Below are 13,699 nucleotides of genomic sequence, written 5' to 3'. Positions count from 1 at the left end.
CTCCTTACTTCATATTTTGCATTTCAATGCCAAGTATTTTCGCACATACTCCATATTACCAAAGTTTCACAGAGAAATCTAGCAGAAACCAACAAAAAAGCTACTTTTTATTCAAAAAGAAACTTAGAAAAGGAAATACTTTACTAAGTTTCTTAGATTAATTGAAAATTAATTTATTATTCTTCAGATGTTTCTTCTTCTGATTCTGAAGATTCTTCAGCTGATGTTTCTTCTAATTCTTCTGTTTCTTCTGCTTCTTCTGATGATTCCTCTACTTCCTCAACTGGTCCGTCAAGATTGATAATCGTTTGAACCTTAGATAAATTGATTGCATAATTTACTAACCCTTTCAGGTGTTCATATATTGCTTGATTGCGTTGTGCTGTTTCTTCATCTTCATCTTCTGCCGCAACATATGTCAATTCGTCTAATGTTTTTACACCCATAAATTCTTCGATGAATTTCTCAACGATTTCAGCATCCTCCTCATTTGAGACTGATGAGATTTCCAATGCTTTCACTTCATTATTTTCAACTTTCAAGGTCACTTCATAGAAAGAATCTTTAACGACATATTCTGAATCTTTCATTTCTACCTCATCAAGGTTGATTATTTCACTCATTCCTTGTTGTGCCAATGTACGTAAAATTTCACTATTTGCAATCAATTGGTACGCAATAAATGGCGTTCCTTCTTCGCTTGGCAGCAACAATTCCCCTTGATCGACGAATTGTTTTGTCAATGTTTCAACGATTTGAGCTTCTGCTTCATCGAGGGCAACTTCTTCTTCACCATGAAGTACTTTAAAAGCAGCTTCTGTAATCTTACCTTCTTCAACTGTAATCATCTGTTCAATGACTTCATCTTTAGAATTTGGTGAGCTCGTTACAATATAAGTTCCATCTTGAAGCGGTTGTGCTTCGGCTTCATCACTTTCATCGACAGCTTCCTCTTCCTCTGACGCTACTAATTTCTCAAATGAGCCAACCACTGGTAAATCTTTCAGTGATTCATCTTCACCTAGTAATAACGAATTATATAAAGTATTAACGCCAACTTTATAATCACCATAATAACCATCTTTTAATTCTTGATCCGTAACGTCATAGATAACATCATTGACACCAATATAAGCTTTACGTCCATCTTGCCCATCATATTTAGCTAACTCTTCTTGGTTAATTGCTGGCAGATCCTCGTTCTCATCTTGACTATCTTCTTCAGCAACTTCTTCAGCTGGTTCCTCAGTTTCTTCCACCATTTCTAAAACGCCGACAATTGGAAGATCTTTCAATGCTTCATCTTCGCCTAATAGTAGAACATTATAAAGTGTATTTACCCCAACTTTATAATCACCATAATGACCGTCTTTTAATTCTTGGTCTGTAACATCATAAATTACATCATTAACAGCGATGTACGCCTTATTGTCTCCCTGACCATCAAATTCAGCAAGTTCATGTTGATTTAGTACAAGGGTTTCTTCCGAAGATGTTTCATCCGAATCTTCGCTAGACTCTTTAGATTCTTCTGATGCTTCTTCGGTTTCTTCAGATTCTTTTGATTCTTCAGATTCATCTTTAGATTCTTCTTTAGTTTCTTCTTTAGATTCTTCTTCGGTTTCTTCAGATTCTTTTGATTCTTCTTTAGTTTCTTCTTTAGATTCTTCTTCGGTTGCTTCAGATTCTTTTGATTTTTCAGATTCTTTTGATTCTTCAGATTCATCTTTAGATTCTTTTTCAGATTCTTCTGTTGACTCTTGATCCTCTGATGCCTCAGCTTCTTCAGTAGTTGCTTCTGGCTCGCTCGATTCTTCTTGCTCTTCCGTTGTTTCTTCAATCACTGTAGTGACTTCTTCAACGGTTTGTTCACTATCTGGCTGGCTACTACATGCGACTAAAACAAAAGCACTTGACAATAACAACGTTCCTCTTAATAAATGTTTCTTCACAAAAGTCAGCTCCTTTTATTTTGATAACACTTACATTATAACATTACTTATTTAAAAAAAGAATTAATTCAAATCATTAATTTAAATAAATTTATCGATACCTTTTTACTCATTCAACCATGTTTGATAAATATTTTGATAACAGGTAAGTTTAAATAAACCTTTCGAACAGGTCTTGTTTGAGCATAAGATGTCGGATCGAAATCATTGGCAATTAAAATTTAATTTTCCCTAATAGTATAATTATTCATAGGGTACGTCTCTTGTTACACTTTTGATTCTATGTATATTTCACTTTACTTCAAAGCTTCTCGTTATAATCGCTTTATTTTTTAGATATATTTAGGTATAATAAAATCGTTATGCCGCTGTAGTGTAATGGATATCACGTAAGATTCCGGTTCTTAAAATGGGGGTTCGATTCCCTCCAGCGGTGTTTATTATGATGATATATCAACGTATATCGAGGTTGAGTGCAAAGTGAATTCAAATTTCGTGTGTTGTATTATTTAAAATTCAAAAACGGTGAAGAAGCTAATTTAATAGCATCTTCACCGTTTTTCTTTCTTTTATTTCCAGTTACTGAGCCGACATAATTTGAAGCAATATTTGACTCTCGCCCGCTTGATTAACTCGTTCTACAACAATCAGCCCGTATGCAGGAGCATAATAGTAATTTGTAACATAATCTGAGTGAGTTAAGTCTTCCTCTTCGATTTTCACAACATCTTGATAGGCTACATCGTTAATTTCGTAGTTCATCGATGTCTCAACTACTGTTCGAATTTTTGTTCCATCGGCACTCGAGGCATAAGACATTCCTTCTTGAATATTTGAAGGGAGAACCAACACAGGTGTCTGACTCAGAGTCGTTGGAGCATTACGCAAATCTTCCACATTATAATAATTATCGTATGACGCTAACAAATAGATACCTTGATCTCTTATTTGATAAACTTGACAAATCGCGCTATTATTTTCTACCGTAAACATTGCCACTTGAAATATACCGTTACTATCAGGTTGATACTCACGGATGACGTCTTGAATCATCGGTTGAGATCCGTTGATCTGATATTGATAGCTCACATACTGTCCGTATGGGGTATATGGATTGACGGGCCCATGGTATTCTGTCGGTGCATCGATATCATTCTCAGATTGCGCGTTAATAGTAGTGCCTGTTGTGCTGTTAATAATTAGGAAACTAACACATATAAAAAAGATGACACTCACGATACAACGTATTATTTTTTTGGATTTAAGCAATAACATGGAATCCCTCGCTTTCTTCATTGTACGTTCATAGTATAACATACTATGCATCCAATAATTGTAGCAAAATACGGAATAATTTGTGAATTTATTATACAAATATGGAGATTCTGTGAAGATTGCTAACCGCAAAATCGTATTCATCTTGTAGAAAATATGTTAAGCTAAGATGGAACAATAAGATGGAGGTATCAAGATGTCTGATTGTATTTTTTGTAAAATTATTCAAGGTGAGATTCCAAGCGCTAAAGTCTATGAAGATGAAAATATCTTAGCATTTTTAGATATTACACAAGTCACACCTGGCCATACGCTTGTCATTCCAAAAAAACACGTACAAGATATTTATGCATACGATGATGAAATCGCTAGTTTGGTTGCTAAAAAATTACCGGTCATTGCACGTGCAATTAAAGAAACATTTCCTGATTGTAAAGGTATTAATATTTTAAATAATAATGAACCTACTGCCTATCAAAGTGTCTTCCACACACATTGGCATATTATTCCGCGTTACCATGCGGAAGATGGTTTAGGAATTGTCTTTACAGACCATTCAAAAGACTATTCACAAGAAGAATTCCAAGAAAGAGCACAACGTATTAACCAACAAATCAAGCTGTAGTCATAGAAAGAAGGATTATTATGAAAAGATTTCGTTCAGGTATCTTTTGGGGAGGGCTCATTGGTGGAATTGTGACGCTACTTAATGCTCCTGCCTCTGGAAAAGAAACACGTCAACAATTAAAGTACTTTATTGATAATACGACAGAAGACGTCAATGACTTACGATATAAAGTGGACCATTTGCGCATAGCCATTCAAAAATTAACCCATGAAGGTATTGCCAGTGTTCAAGAAGCCACTGAGGATATTCAAACTTCAATTACTCGCTTCCAACGCGAGGCGCAACCACGTATTAATCGTGTCCAAGATCGCGTTCAAACATTACAAAATTCAATTAATTCAATCAATTTTGATGATTCAGCGAATTAAATATGACTTTAACATGAACTCTGTCTTTTTTAACTGCGATTATGTTATAGTGAACAAGTACTAAAAAATTATGGAGGAATTTTATGTCTAAATCTTTACTTAAACAATCAATTGTCGCCTTATCAGCAAGCTTATTAATTGGCGCTGCTAGCATTCCAACTTATGTGCAAGCTAATGAAGATCCAATTGCAACGGTTGGCGAGCATCAGATTACAAAAGATGAGTTCTACGAAGCAATGAAAAAAGTAGCAGGTCCAGTTACCTTGCGTACCTTAATTCTTGAAACCATTTTAGAAGCAAATGCAGACAATCCTGAAGAATTGAAAAAATCAGCCGAAGAAGAAGTTAATGAACAAATTGAACAAGCTGGTGGCGAAGATGTCTTCAAACAATTATTAGTGAGTCAAAAATTAGGAACGATTGAAGAATATCGATACCAAGTTTATGTTCGTAATCTCTTCCAAAATGTAGTTGAGAAAAATATCGACCTCTCAGACGAAGCAATTAAAGCTTATTATGATGAAGGATATGCTCCTATGATGGAAGCTCAACATATCTTGGTCGAAACAGAAGAAGAAGCTCTTGAAGCCATTCAACGTATCAACGATGGCGAAGAATTTGATGCAGTCGCTCGTGAGATTTCTAAAGACGGTACTGCTTCTAACGGTGGACTTCTACAACCTTTCAAAACAGGACAAATGGTTTCTGAATTTGAAGAAGCTGTAAAAGGTCTTGAAAATGGCAAAATGACCGAAACACCTGTTAAATCTCAATTCGGTTACCACGTCATTAAAGCAATCAATAATGGTGAGAAAAAACCATTTGAAGAAGTTAAAGAAGAAGTTAAAGAACAATACATTGTTTCTAAATTCTCTGACACACAATTCTCTTATAAAATTATTGGACAATTGTTAGTCGATACTGGGTATGAAATTAAAGATGAAGATCTCAAAGATGCGGTCTCAGACTTAATCGAACTTACAAAAGAGCCTGAAGAGAAAGTTGAAAACAGCGACGAAAGCAAAGAAGAAACTGAAACTGAAGCCGCTGAAGAAGAACAAGAAGAAGCTGAATCTGAAGAAAACGAAGCAAGCGAATAATAACAAAGACTCTGGTTCCGAAATAAATTGGAACCAGAGTTTTTATTATTTATTCAAATTAGGCCGATAAAAAGAACGGCGATCTAATGGGAAGATTTGTGCTGAAAACTCCCCTTTTTCGGTATGCTCTAAAGCAGATGTAATCATATTAATTTTCGCATCCATATCATCAATATAGTGAATCACTTCTGCTTCAAGAATATGCGGCATTACCGGACTACCATAATCTAGCTGACCATGGTGAGCGAGTACCAAATGCTTCAACAATAAAATTGATTCACTGTCTGCATCGATGTCTAAATCTAAACACGCTTGATTGATTAAATCATTAATAATCACAATATGACCGATTAATTGTCCTTTCAACGTATACTCCGTTGAAATCGGCCCACTTAGCTCAATGGTTTTTCCTAGATCGTGTAAGATAATCCCCCCAATCAATAAACTTTGATTGAGTTGAGGGTAGATTTCACACAATTGCTTCCCGATTTGAACCATAGTTAAAGTATGGAAACTTAAACCTCCTGCAATCGCATGGTGGTTTCGCTTTGCGGCAGGAAACGCAAAGAAATCTTCTCCCACACGTGAAACAATATGGCGAACGACGCGCGCAATACTCGAGTCACGGATTAATAGAAGTGCTTGATCTAATTGCTCTTCAACTTCCTCTCGCTTCATTGCGACTCGTTCTACGTACATCGTAGGATCGTTCGGCTCCCCCACCTCCGCCAGTCGGAGCCCTTCAATCTTCACTTGAGGAGACCCATTATAAGTATCCCGTTTTCCTTTCAAATAGACAACATGTCCAGCTTGGAATTGATTAATCTCTTGTTCACTTGCCGACCAATACATGCCGTCCATCGAGCCACTTCGATCTTGAAAACGAAAAGCGATAAATGGATTGCCATTTCGGGCTGTCCGAATATCCGCCGACTTAATTAAAACATACAGAGCCATATCATCGCCATGTGAATAGTCCATTAATTGTTGCATAATTTCCTCCTAGTTCATTTTCTCTAAATCGATTATTTGTTCGGATTCAAATTGATCACAAACTGCTTTATCAAAAGTAAAATACAAGATTTGATGTTTTTTCCCGACTTGTTTTAAGACATCATAAGCATAGGATCGGCGTGTCTCATCAAAATTAACAAAGGCATCATCGATAATAATCGGCATCCGAATCATCGTCACTGCGCTTTGAATAAAGGCCAGTCGTAACGAAACATAAAGTTGCTCTAATGTTCCTTGTGAAAGTTCATGCGGCTCAAATACATCTCCCGTAGCCATTACTACTTTTAGATTGCGCTTATTAATACGAATATGTTCATATCGATGGTTGCTTAAAATCTTAAAGATTTGATTTGCTAAATCATTCATCTCTTCAATCGGATTATCTAACCCTTGTCTAAGTGTCTGAACAATCATTGATGAACTGAGTTTTCGTGTAGCCCAGTCTTGATACAATTCGATGATTGCTGCGCGTTGATCTTCAAGCTGTTGTAATAAATCCGAATACGTCCCATCTTGTTCTAAATTATTAATTTCCACTGCACAATTAGCGCGTTGATGTTGCAGTGGTTCAATACTATCTCTTAGGCTGTGTAATTTCCGTTGATGGCGTTCAATAATTTCTTCCAATGAAGCTTGATCCCCAATTTGCTCGAGTTGTGCTTCCTTATCGCCAATTTGTTCAAGATAAAGTCGTTCTTTCTCTTCTAATGAACGAATATATTCATTACGTTCTATTAATTGATCAAACTCTTTGCGGTTTTCAACATTCAACTTTTGGTATTCGTCTTGGATAAATTGATTTAAACGTTCAATTTCTTGCATATTTATATCGATTGACTCTTGTGTTGCTGTTTGACGTTCGAGATTAATCCGTGAATTATTTAATACAAGTTGTAAATTCGACTCAATCGTCTCAACATGTCGAATCAAATCACGCAATTGCGCACTTGATGCAGGGAAGCGCTCAAGCATTGGTGTTATTTTTTCTAGCCAGTTCGCTAATCTTGCTTGTAACCCACCGGCTTCCTTTTGAAATTGAGACTGCTTTTCCTTCTCATCAATATATTGTTGTACGGGATTAGTTTTAACAATTAATTCTAAATCCGCTGTAGGATAAAAACCATGCTGCGTTAACCAATGTCGTTTTTGTTGATTAAATTCTGTCAATTGTTGCTTGCTATGATTTTGTTCATCTTCACGCGCATTAATCGTTAGCGATAATTGCTGCATCTGTTGTGCAAAATGTTCGATCTCATGTTCGAGTGTTACTATCGACTGGTCAATTCCTTGTAAATCATACTCTTGGCGTTTTCGTGCGTGTGAAAATGCAATATAGAAAATCATCAAAATGCCCGCAACCACTAACCCGATCCCAGATCGCTTTAATAATTGGTTGAGTGGTTGGAATTGATGATATAGCCAAATCAAACCACCTATCAATAGCATCAGCAATCCGACTAAATAATCGGATGGTCGTGTCACTTCTTTCAATTGCTCTTTTAAATTTATGGCTTGATGTTCAAAATATGTAATCTGTTGCTGGCGCTGAGCAATTTGATTTTGGACATCTTTTCGTTGATCAATAAAATGTTTTCGTTCAATGCCGATACGGTCAATTTGTCGCTCTATCTCAGCAGTCTGGTTTAGTAATGATTCTGCTTCTTCATAAGGTATCGCTTTTTGTTGATTAATCTTATCTGGATAGAATTGACCTCTTTGAGCTAGCTGATTGAGGCGATGCTCAATCTCAACCAACTGTCTTTCTAACTTCTCTAAATTATTGTAATCCTCTTTAGCTTGAATCGTCAGTTGTAGCCACTGTTCTCGCTCTGTCGTCCGATTATTGGCCCATTCGATTCGAGTTTCTTGTTTTAATTGCGACTGTAGTTCTTCGAGTCGCGATGCAAGACTTACATTTTCATTTTGAAGCCGTTCAACCATCGCTTCCGTATTAGTCAATTCAGTATTGAGTGTGTTTGTAATTGGGATATAAGTCAATTCACTCAATTCTTTTCGAACTTTAACTAACCGTTGATAAATTTGATACATCGCCAGAAGTTGTTCCGATTGGTGCAAGGCAATTTCTGCTTCTTTTATGGCTGCAATATTTTGTTCGATTTGCAATTCAACGTGTTGTTTTTGGGCGATAAATTGTTGATAAGTATCGTTTTGACTTTCATATTGAGCCGTACGCTGTTGTAATTCTTCATATTCATTCAACAGAACATTGAGTGGTGGAACTGACCCTCCTTTTTTATATAGCTGAGTCGATTGTTTCTCCAAATGATTTGCCAGCTCAATAAATTTATCACTACCTAATGTACCAATCCCCAAAAAGTAATCGTTCAGTTGGTCCGAGCCAATATTCGCTAGTTCTTGTAAATTCGCTAATGTAAATGAATAAAAGCTATCATACAAGTTAACATCGAGTCCAGCCAAGATTTGATCAAGTTGACTCTCAGGTAAAATTTGTCCATCAGGGGTAGTAATAGTCACACCCGATTGCGTTCTTTCAACCCATACGTCACCCACCGTAGTTTCTTTCAATAAAAGACGACCGCCATATTTTTCGCTTGTTTTGGGTTCATAAGTATTGAGTTGATTCACTCGACGATGGCGGGTCGGAAAACCAAACAAAATAGAACGAATAAAGGATTGTAAGGTGGATTTGCCCGCTTCATTCTCACCCACAAAGAGTTGGAGCCCTTCACTCAATTCAAATTGTTGATTAACCCACTTTCCATAACCATAGATATCAATTTTATCGATGATCATCGAACTCCTCCTCTCCTTATCGATCTATCCCAACGGATTGAACAATTAATTCTTTAGCATGATTAATATAATCTTCGGATAGTTCCAATAATTCTTCTTGATTAAAATAACGGCGAACGATTGGATGCGCCAAGAAGTCGTCTAGAACTTCCTTCCGATTTGATACCTCAGACATTGCCTGCTCTACTTCTGTAAATTGATCCTTCAATGCTTGATCAAATTCAAACACATTAAAATTCCGAAGATTAGCAAGTTCAAATTGATTCACAAGTACAAACTGGTCACCTTTCATCCGAGTTGTAATCACTTCGAAAAGCTCCCCTTGCTGAATTTGTTGCCAGAGATCTGCATTCAACCGTTGTGACTGTAATAAATGGACTGTCAAAATAAAGGAGACAGATTCTTCGATTGCACGTTGCTCATATTGATTCAACTGAGCACGAATCAATTCAACCAAGTCATTAGCAGACGCATCAACTGGACACTCAATTTCACAATTTTCCCAAATAATTTCTGCCAGAGGGATAAATTCATTTTTAATAACGCTGCCTTCGACTAACTCGATTAGATAACATCCATGAGCTCCGACTTCATTCCGGTGACGTCCCTGTGGCGTTCCAGCATATTGAATGAGTGGAAATTCAGATAGTATCTGTGGTTTATGAATGTGACCTAGAGCAAAATAGCTATATTGTTTATCTTTTAAATCTTGCAGTGTGAAAGGAGCATACCGGTTTTGTTGAGGATGACTCGTTTGCAAGGCCCCATGCAAGAGTCCAATCACATTCGAACGATTGTCTTGATTTACTGGAAATTGATCGATCATCCGCTCCGTTAATGCTTGATGACAATAACTAAAGCCGTAGACCGTCAACGTTTCTTCATTTCGAGTAGTTAATTGGACTTTCGATACGCTCTCATCTTTTAAGAGATGGATGCCCTCAGGGTAGTGCAACTGAGAATACCCTTCACGGATAAAATCGTGGTTACCATGACAGAAGACAACTTGAATTTCTTCTTGCAATAATCGCTCTAACTGTTGATTAAAGAAGCGTTGAGCTTGAATTGTTTGACGCTGACTATTATAAATATCTCCGGTAATCAACATAACATCAATCTGATTCGTAATCGCATAATTAACGCATGATTCAAAGGCTTGATAAGGGGCTTGAATTAACGCTCGATGAATTGATTTTGATGTATGGCTCATCCCTTGAAAAGGGGTGTCCAAATGTAAATCACTAATATGGATTATTTTCACCTTGCTATCGCTCCTTTCATTATAATAAAAGCCAACTGCTCGTCGAATAAATGACACTGACAGCTGGCTTTCTGGTTAGATCGGTAATTATTTATGATATAAATCACTTAATGGTTGGGTAATAACGCGATTCAGATCATTAATTAAGTAACTCATTTGTTGTTCTTTAAGAATTAAATCACTAATTAATTCATCCAGTCCTACTTGCTCTGTTAAAGCTTGGATTTTCTCTAAATCTGCCTCTTCCATCTCTTGACCCGACACTTGTTGGCTTTGTAACTTAACATTCAACTCGCTAAATTCTTCAAATAATTTCTTGCTAGTCTCATTTGCTTGAATACGTTCAAATGCTTCTTTTAACGCATTATATTGACTCGATTCGCGAATCTCTCTTTCAAGTTGATTGGCTGTGTCATAAATATTTGTATCTGACATGCTCTCACTCCTTTATCATTTTATTCATTTTATCATTTTTTTAATAAATTATCTATTCATCCTAGGAGATAATAGGTTAATTCAGTAAACTTTTAATGGTTTCAGAGATATTTTCACTCGCATACTGAAGTTGTTCCATTAATTTTGTAATATTCTCACTAAACCACTCGCCCATTTGGGAAAGAAATTGATCCGCTTGATCTTCCCAGTGTCCTTCAGACGATTCAACTTCTTCAGGTATTTCCCCACCTTGCGAAGCAGCAGTTACTTGAAACGGTGTTTGGTTAGAATAACTCATTAAGCCGGTCGTTTGGACATTGAATAGACTCCCTAGACCACTTGGCATTAATTCATCAAGCGAGACACCGCCTTCTTCATCTAATCCGACCCATGTCGCAATCACAAAGTCTGGCGTGTAACCTACCATCCAGCGGTCACGTGTAGACATATTCCCCTCACTTACTTCTGTACTCCCAGTTTTACCAGCGAGTTGACCGTAATCAGGTCCCGCACCGTAACCCGTACCATACCCACCATAAGTATCAAGCATCATTCGGGTCATCTCAAGGGCAACTTTCGACGTCATTACCATATGCTTCGTAGGCCGCTCATTGGAATAAATAACTTTCCCAGATGTATCTTCAATACGGCGAATCAAGGCACTTTCTAGGCGAATCCCTCGATTTGCAAAGGCACTATAAGCATTTGCTAATTCCAATGGACTAATTCCTTTTTGCATTGCTCCTAGAGCTAATGTCAGTGCTTCATCTTTTGGATCAATCGTAATTCCAAATTGCTTCAATTTATTAACCGATGTACCAATACCAAGTTTATCCATCAAATAAACAGCGGAGGTATTTTTACTTTGGGCTAAAGCATAATACAACGGTGTTTCGCCACTCGGTTCCGTATAATGATTATAGTTTTCGGGTGCGTAATGATCTGGACCGTAGCCTTGAACTACGTCAGGAACTAATGTATCTACTTGATACCCCGCTTCAATAGCTGGTACATAGACAGCTAATGGCTTAATGGTCGATCCTGGAGAGCGGCGCATATCGATCGCTCGGTTAAAACCTCGGAACACATAATCTCCTCGTCCTCCATAAAGCGCGGCAACACCTCCTGTTTTCGGATCAATTACGACACTAGCACTTTGAACGAGCGGTTCTCCGCTTCCATCATCAGGAAAAACCCAAGTATTCGCATAGGCTTGATCAATCACTTGTTGATAAGCTGGGTTCAAATATGTATAAATTCGATAGCCATTTCGTAATAATTCTTGTTCAGGAATATCAGCACGCTCAATCGCCTCATCGATCACCGCATCAAAATATTGTGGAAATTGATGGTGCTGATAAGAATTATACGCATCTGCTAAGTAGATACCTGATTGATCTAGATATGCTTCATCTTCAGGTGTAATCGTCCCATTTTTAGCCAGAACACTTAGTACTACATTACGTCGCTCAATCGCTGCGTCATAATCATCAATTGGATTATAGATGGACGGTCCTTTAAGAATCCCTGTTAATACGGCACTTTCATTCCAATCTAAAGTAGCCGCAGAATGCCCAAAATACTTCATTGAGGCATCTTCTACCCCCCAGACTCCATTGCCAAAATAGGCATGATTCAAATACATTTCAAGTATTTGATCTTTTGAATAGTGCTTCTCAACTTCTAATGCAAGGAAGAACTCCTTTAACTTTCGTTGTAAGGTTTGGTCTAGGCTAAGGAAAGCATTTTTTACAATTTGTTGAGTAATCGTACTTCCTCCACCACCACTGGCATTTCGGTTAATCAACAGCCGGACAAAAGCACGTCCCATTCCGAGCGTATCAAACCCATTATGTTCATAAAATCGTTTATCTTCTACGCTCACTACAGATTGGCGCATTTGTGGAGAAATCTCACTCAATTCAACATAAGATCCTTTTTGTGACGAATAACTTCCTACCTGTGTATCATCATAGGCGTAGAGGGTTGTTTGAGAACGCAAAGCATCTTGTAGTGTCGATACACTGGTAGTCTTCGCAATAAAAACTAAGTAACTGGATGTCATTAAGCTAACTAATAATCCGATAAAAATAAGCCATTTCCATCCTCGATAATAAGTCCACATGTACTTAAAACGATAGGGTCGATTATGTCGTCTCAACTGCTTCCCTCCTTTAATCATTGTAATTGTATTATAGCATTGAGTTGTGAATTATTTTAGAAGATAAGACAGAAAAAAACCAGCCGATCACTCTTCTCAGAGTAAATCGCTGGCTTCTTAGGTTAATCATAACCTTTCGAATCGCAAAACAATACCAAAAGGTATTATCGATCAGCATTGTTCACAGCAAGCTGATACGCATCGTCTTCCTGACTTGAGATTAAACTCAGATGCTTGCATTGGACAATATAAGCTATTGTCATTCGACTCATCGCATGACAATCATTATAGACGAATCGAAGTGATTGTCAAGCGTATGAAGATCAGTTCGATTTAAGTTTATTTCTTATTTGACATAACTTCCACACGGTACCCATCTGGATCCGTTACGAAGAAATATTTATTATCACTACCGGATAAACTCTTGAATTCGGTCATCTCATAACCTGCGGCTTTAGCTTTCTCATAGGTTGCTTCAAGGTCATCCACACCGATGGCTAGATGACTAAAACCATTCCCAATTACATAAGGGTCGCTCTCGTAATTATAAGTTAACTCGAGTTCAAAATCTCCCTCTGGGGCAATTAAATAACATAAAGTAAATTTATCTTCTGGATAATCTTTTTCACGATTAACCTTTAAATCAAATAACTCCATATAAAATTTCTTTGACGCCTCTAAATCTAATACGCGATAACATGCATGTAACATTTTTACTGCCATCTTCTTA

11 protein-coding genes and 1 tRNA gene are annotated in these 13,699 nt (G+C 37.2%); 4 read left to right on the top strand and 8 right to left on the bottom strand.

Annotated features, from left to right (window positions below; translation table 11 throughout):
- Positions 1–176: 176 nt before the first annotated feature.
- Positions 177–1,952 carry a cytochrome b5-like heme/steroid binding domain-containing protein gene (locus HMPREF9707_RS08425; protein WP_006701033.1) on the bottom strand — a complete coding sequence of 592 codons (1,776 nt, stop codon included), beginning with the start codon at positions 1,950–1,952 and terminating at the stop codon, positions 177–179.
- A gap of 364 nt (positions 1,953–2,316) precedes the next feature.
- Between HMPREF9707_RS08425 and HMPREF9707_RS01940 the strand changes: the two genes are divergently transcribed.
- Positions 2,317–2,388: transfer RNA gene (locus HMPREF9707_RS01940), tRNA-Arg, on the top strand.
- A gap of 143 nt (positions 2,389–2,531) precedes the next feature.
- On the opposite strand, the gene HMPREF9707_RS01935 is transcribed toward HMPREF9707_RS01940, so the two are convergent.
- On the bottom strand, positions 2,532–3,269 hold the full coding sequence (locus HMPREF9707_RS01935; protein ID WP_040442823.1) for a hypothetical protein: 738 nt from the start codon (positions 3,267–3,269) through the stop codon (positions 2,532–2,534).
- Between the two features lie 154 nt (positions 3,270–3,423).
- Here HMPREF9707_RS01935 and HMPREF9707_RS01930 point away from each other — a divergent pair, with 154 nt between their 5' ends.
- From HMPREF9707_RS01930 to HMPREF9707_RS01920, 3 genes are all read left to right on the top strand, one after another.
- Positions 3,424–3,852 (top strand): HIT family protein, encoded by a 429-nt coding sequence (locus HMPREF9707_RS01930; protein ID WP_006701031.1) that lies wholly within the window; start codon positions 3,424–3,426, stop codon positions 3,850–3,852.
- Between the two features lie 20 nt (positions 3,853–3,872).
- Positions 3,873–4,223 carry a YtxH domain-containing protein gene (locus HMPREF9707_RS01925; protein WP_006701030.1) on the top strand — a complete coding sequence of 117 codons (351 nt, stop codon included), beginning with the start codon at positions 3,873–3,875 and terminating at the stop codon, positions 4,221–4,223.
- Between the two features lie 83 nt (positions 4,224–4,306).
- Positions 4,307–5,323, top strand: coding sequence for a peptidylprolyl isomerase (locus HMPREF9707_RS01920; protein WP_006701029.1), 1,017 nt, complete (start codon positions 4,307–4,309; stop codon positions 5,321–5,323).
- 45 nt (positions 5,324–5,368) lie between these two features.
- Here HMPREF9707_RS01920 and HMPREF9707_RS01915 read toward each other — a convergent pair whose 3' ends face one another.
- The 6 genes from HMPREF9707_RS01915 to gloA form a co-directional block, all read right to left on the bottom strand.
- The gene (locus HMPREF9707_RS01915) at positions 5,369–6,316 is read right to left on the bottom strand and encodes a 3'-5' exoribonuclease YhaM family protein (protein WP_006701028.1); all 948 of its coding nucleotides are present in this window, start codon (positions 6,314–6,316) and stop codon (positions 5,369–5,371) included.
- Between the two features lie 9 nt (positions 6,317–6,325).
- On the bottom strand, positions 6,326–9,112 hold the full coding sequence (locus tag HMPREF9707_RS01910; protein WP_006701027.1) for an ATP-binding protein: 2,787 nt from the start codon (positions 9,110–9,112) through the stop codon (positions 6,326–6,328).
- Between the two features lie 16 nt (positions 9,113–9,128).
- Positions 9,129–10,373 (bottom strand): metallophosphoesterase family protein, encoded by a 1,245-nt coding sequence (locus HMPREF9707_RS01905; protein ID WP_006701026.1) that lies wholly within the window; start codon positions 10,371–10,373, stop codon positions 9,129–9,131.
- An 87-nt stretch (positions 10,374–10,460) separates the two neighbouring features.
- A complete protein-coding gene (locus HMPREF9707_RS01900; RefSeq protein WP_006701025.1) occupies positions 10,461–10,808 on the bottom strand; it encodes a YlbF/YmcA family competence regulator in 348 nt (115 codons plus the stop codon).
- A 76-nt stretch (positions 10,809–10,884) separates the two neighbouring features.
- Complete coding sequence (locus tag HMPREF9707_RS01895) at positions 10,885–12,969, bottom strand: PBP1A family penicillin-binding protein (protein WP_006701024.1); 2,085 nt, start codon at positions 12,967–12,969, stop codon at positions 10,885–10,887.
- Positions 12,970–13,308: 339 nt separating this feature from the next.
- The gene (gene gloA / locus HMPREF9707_RS01890; RefSeq protein WP_006701023.1) at positions 13,309–13,692 is read right to left on the bottom strand and encodes a lactoylglutathione lyase; all 384 of its coding nucleotides are present in this window, start codon (positions 13,690–13,692) and stop codon (positions 13,309–13,311) included.
- Positions 13,693–13,699: the final 7 nt, after the last annotated feature.

This window comes from Falseniella ignava CCUG 37419 (assembly GCF_000301055.1).
Lineage (GTDB): Bacteria > Bacillota > Bacilli > Lactobacillales > Aerococcaceae > Falseniella > Falseniella ignava.
The sequence above is the reverse complement of the archived record's forward strand: the minus strand, read 5'-3'. Positions and strand labels throughout refer to the sequence as shown.

Excerpts from the sequence above, each read along its gene's own strand:
- HMPREF9707_RS01935 (WP_040442823.1), bottom strand. The coding sequence starts at position 3,269 with ATGTTATACTATGAACGTACAATGAAGAAAGCGAGGGATTCCATGTTA.
- HMPREF9707_RS01930 (WP_006701031.1), top strand. The coding sequence starts at position 3,424 with ATGTCTGATTGTATTTTTTGTAAAATTATTCAAGGTGAGATTCCAAGC.
- HMPREF9707_RS01925 (WP_006701030.1), top strand. The coding sequence starts at position 3,873 with ATGAAAAGATTTCGTTCAGGTATCTTTTGGGGAGGGCTCATTGGTGGA.
- HMPREF9707_RS01920 (WP_006701029.1), top strand. The coding sequence starts at position 4,307 with ATGTCTAAATCTTTACTTAAACAATCAATTGTCGCCTTATCAGCAAGC.
- HMPREF9707_RS01915 (WP_006701028.1), bottom strand. The coding sequence starts at position 6,316 with ATGCAACAATTAATGGACTATTCACATGGCGATGATATGGCTCTGTAT.
- HMPREF9707_RS01910 (WP_006701027.1), bottom strand. The coding sequence starts at position 9,112 with ATGATCATCGATAAAATTGATATCTATGGTTATGGAAAGTGGGTTAAT.
- HMPREF9707_RS01900 (WP_006701025.1), bottom strand. The coding sequence starts at position 10,808 with ATGTCAGATACAAATATTTATGACACAGCCAATCAACTTGAAAGAGAG.
- gloA (WP_006701023.1), bottom strand. The coding sequence starts at position 13,692 with ATGGCAGTAAAAATGTTACATGCATGTTATCGCGTATTAGATTTAGAG.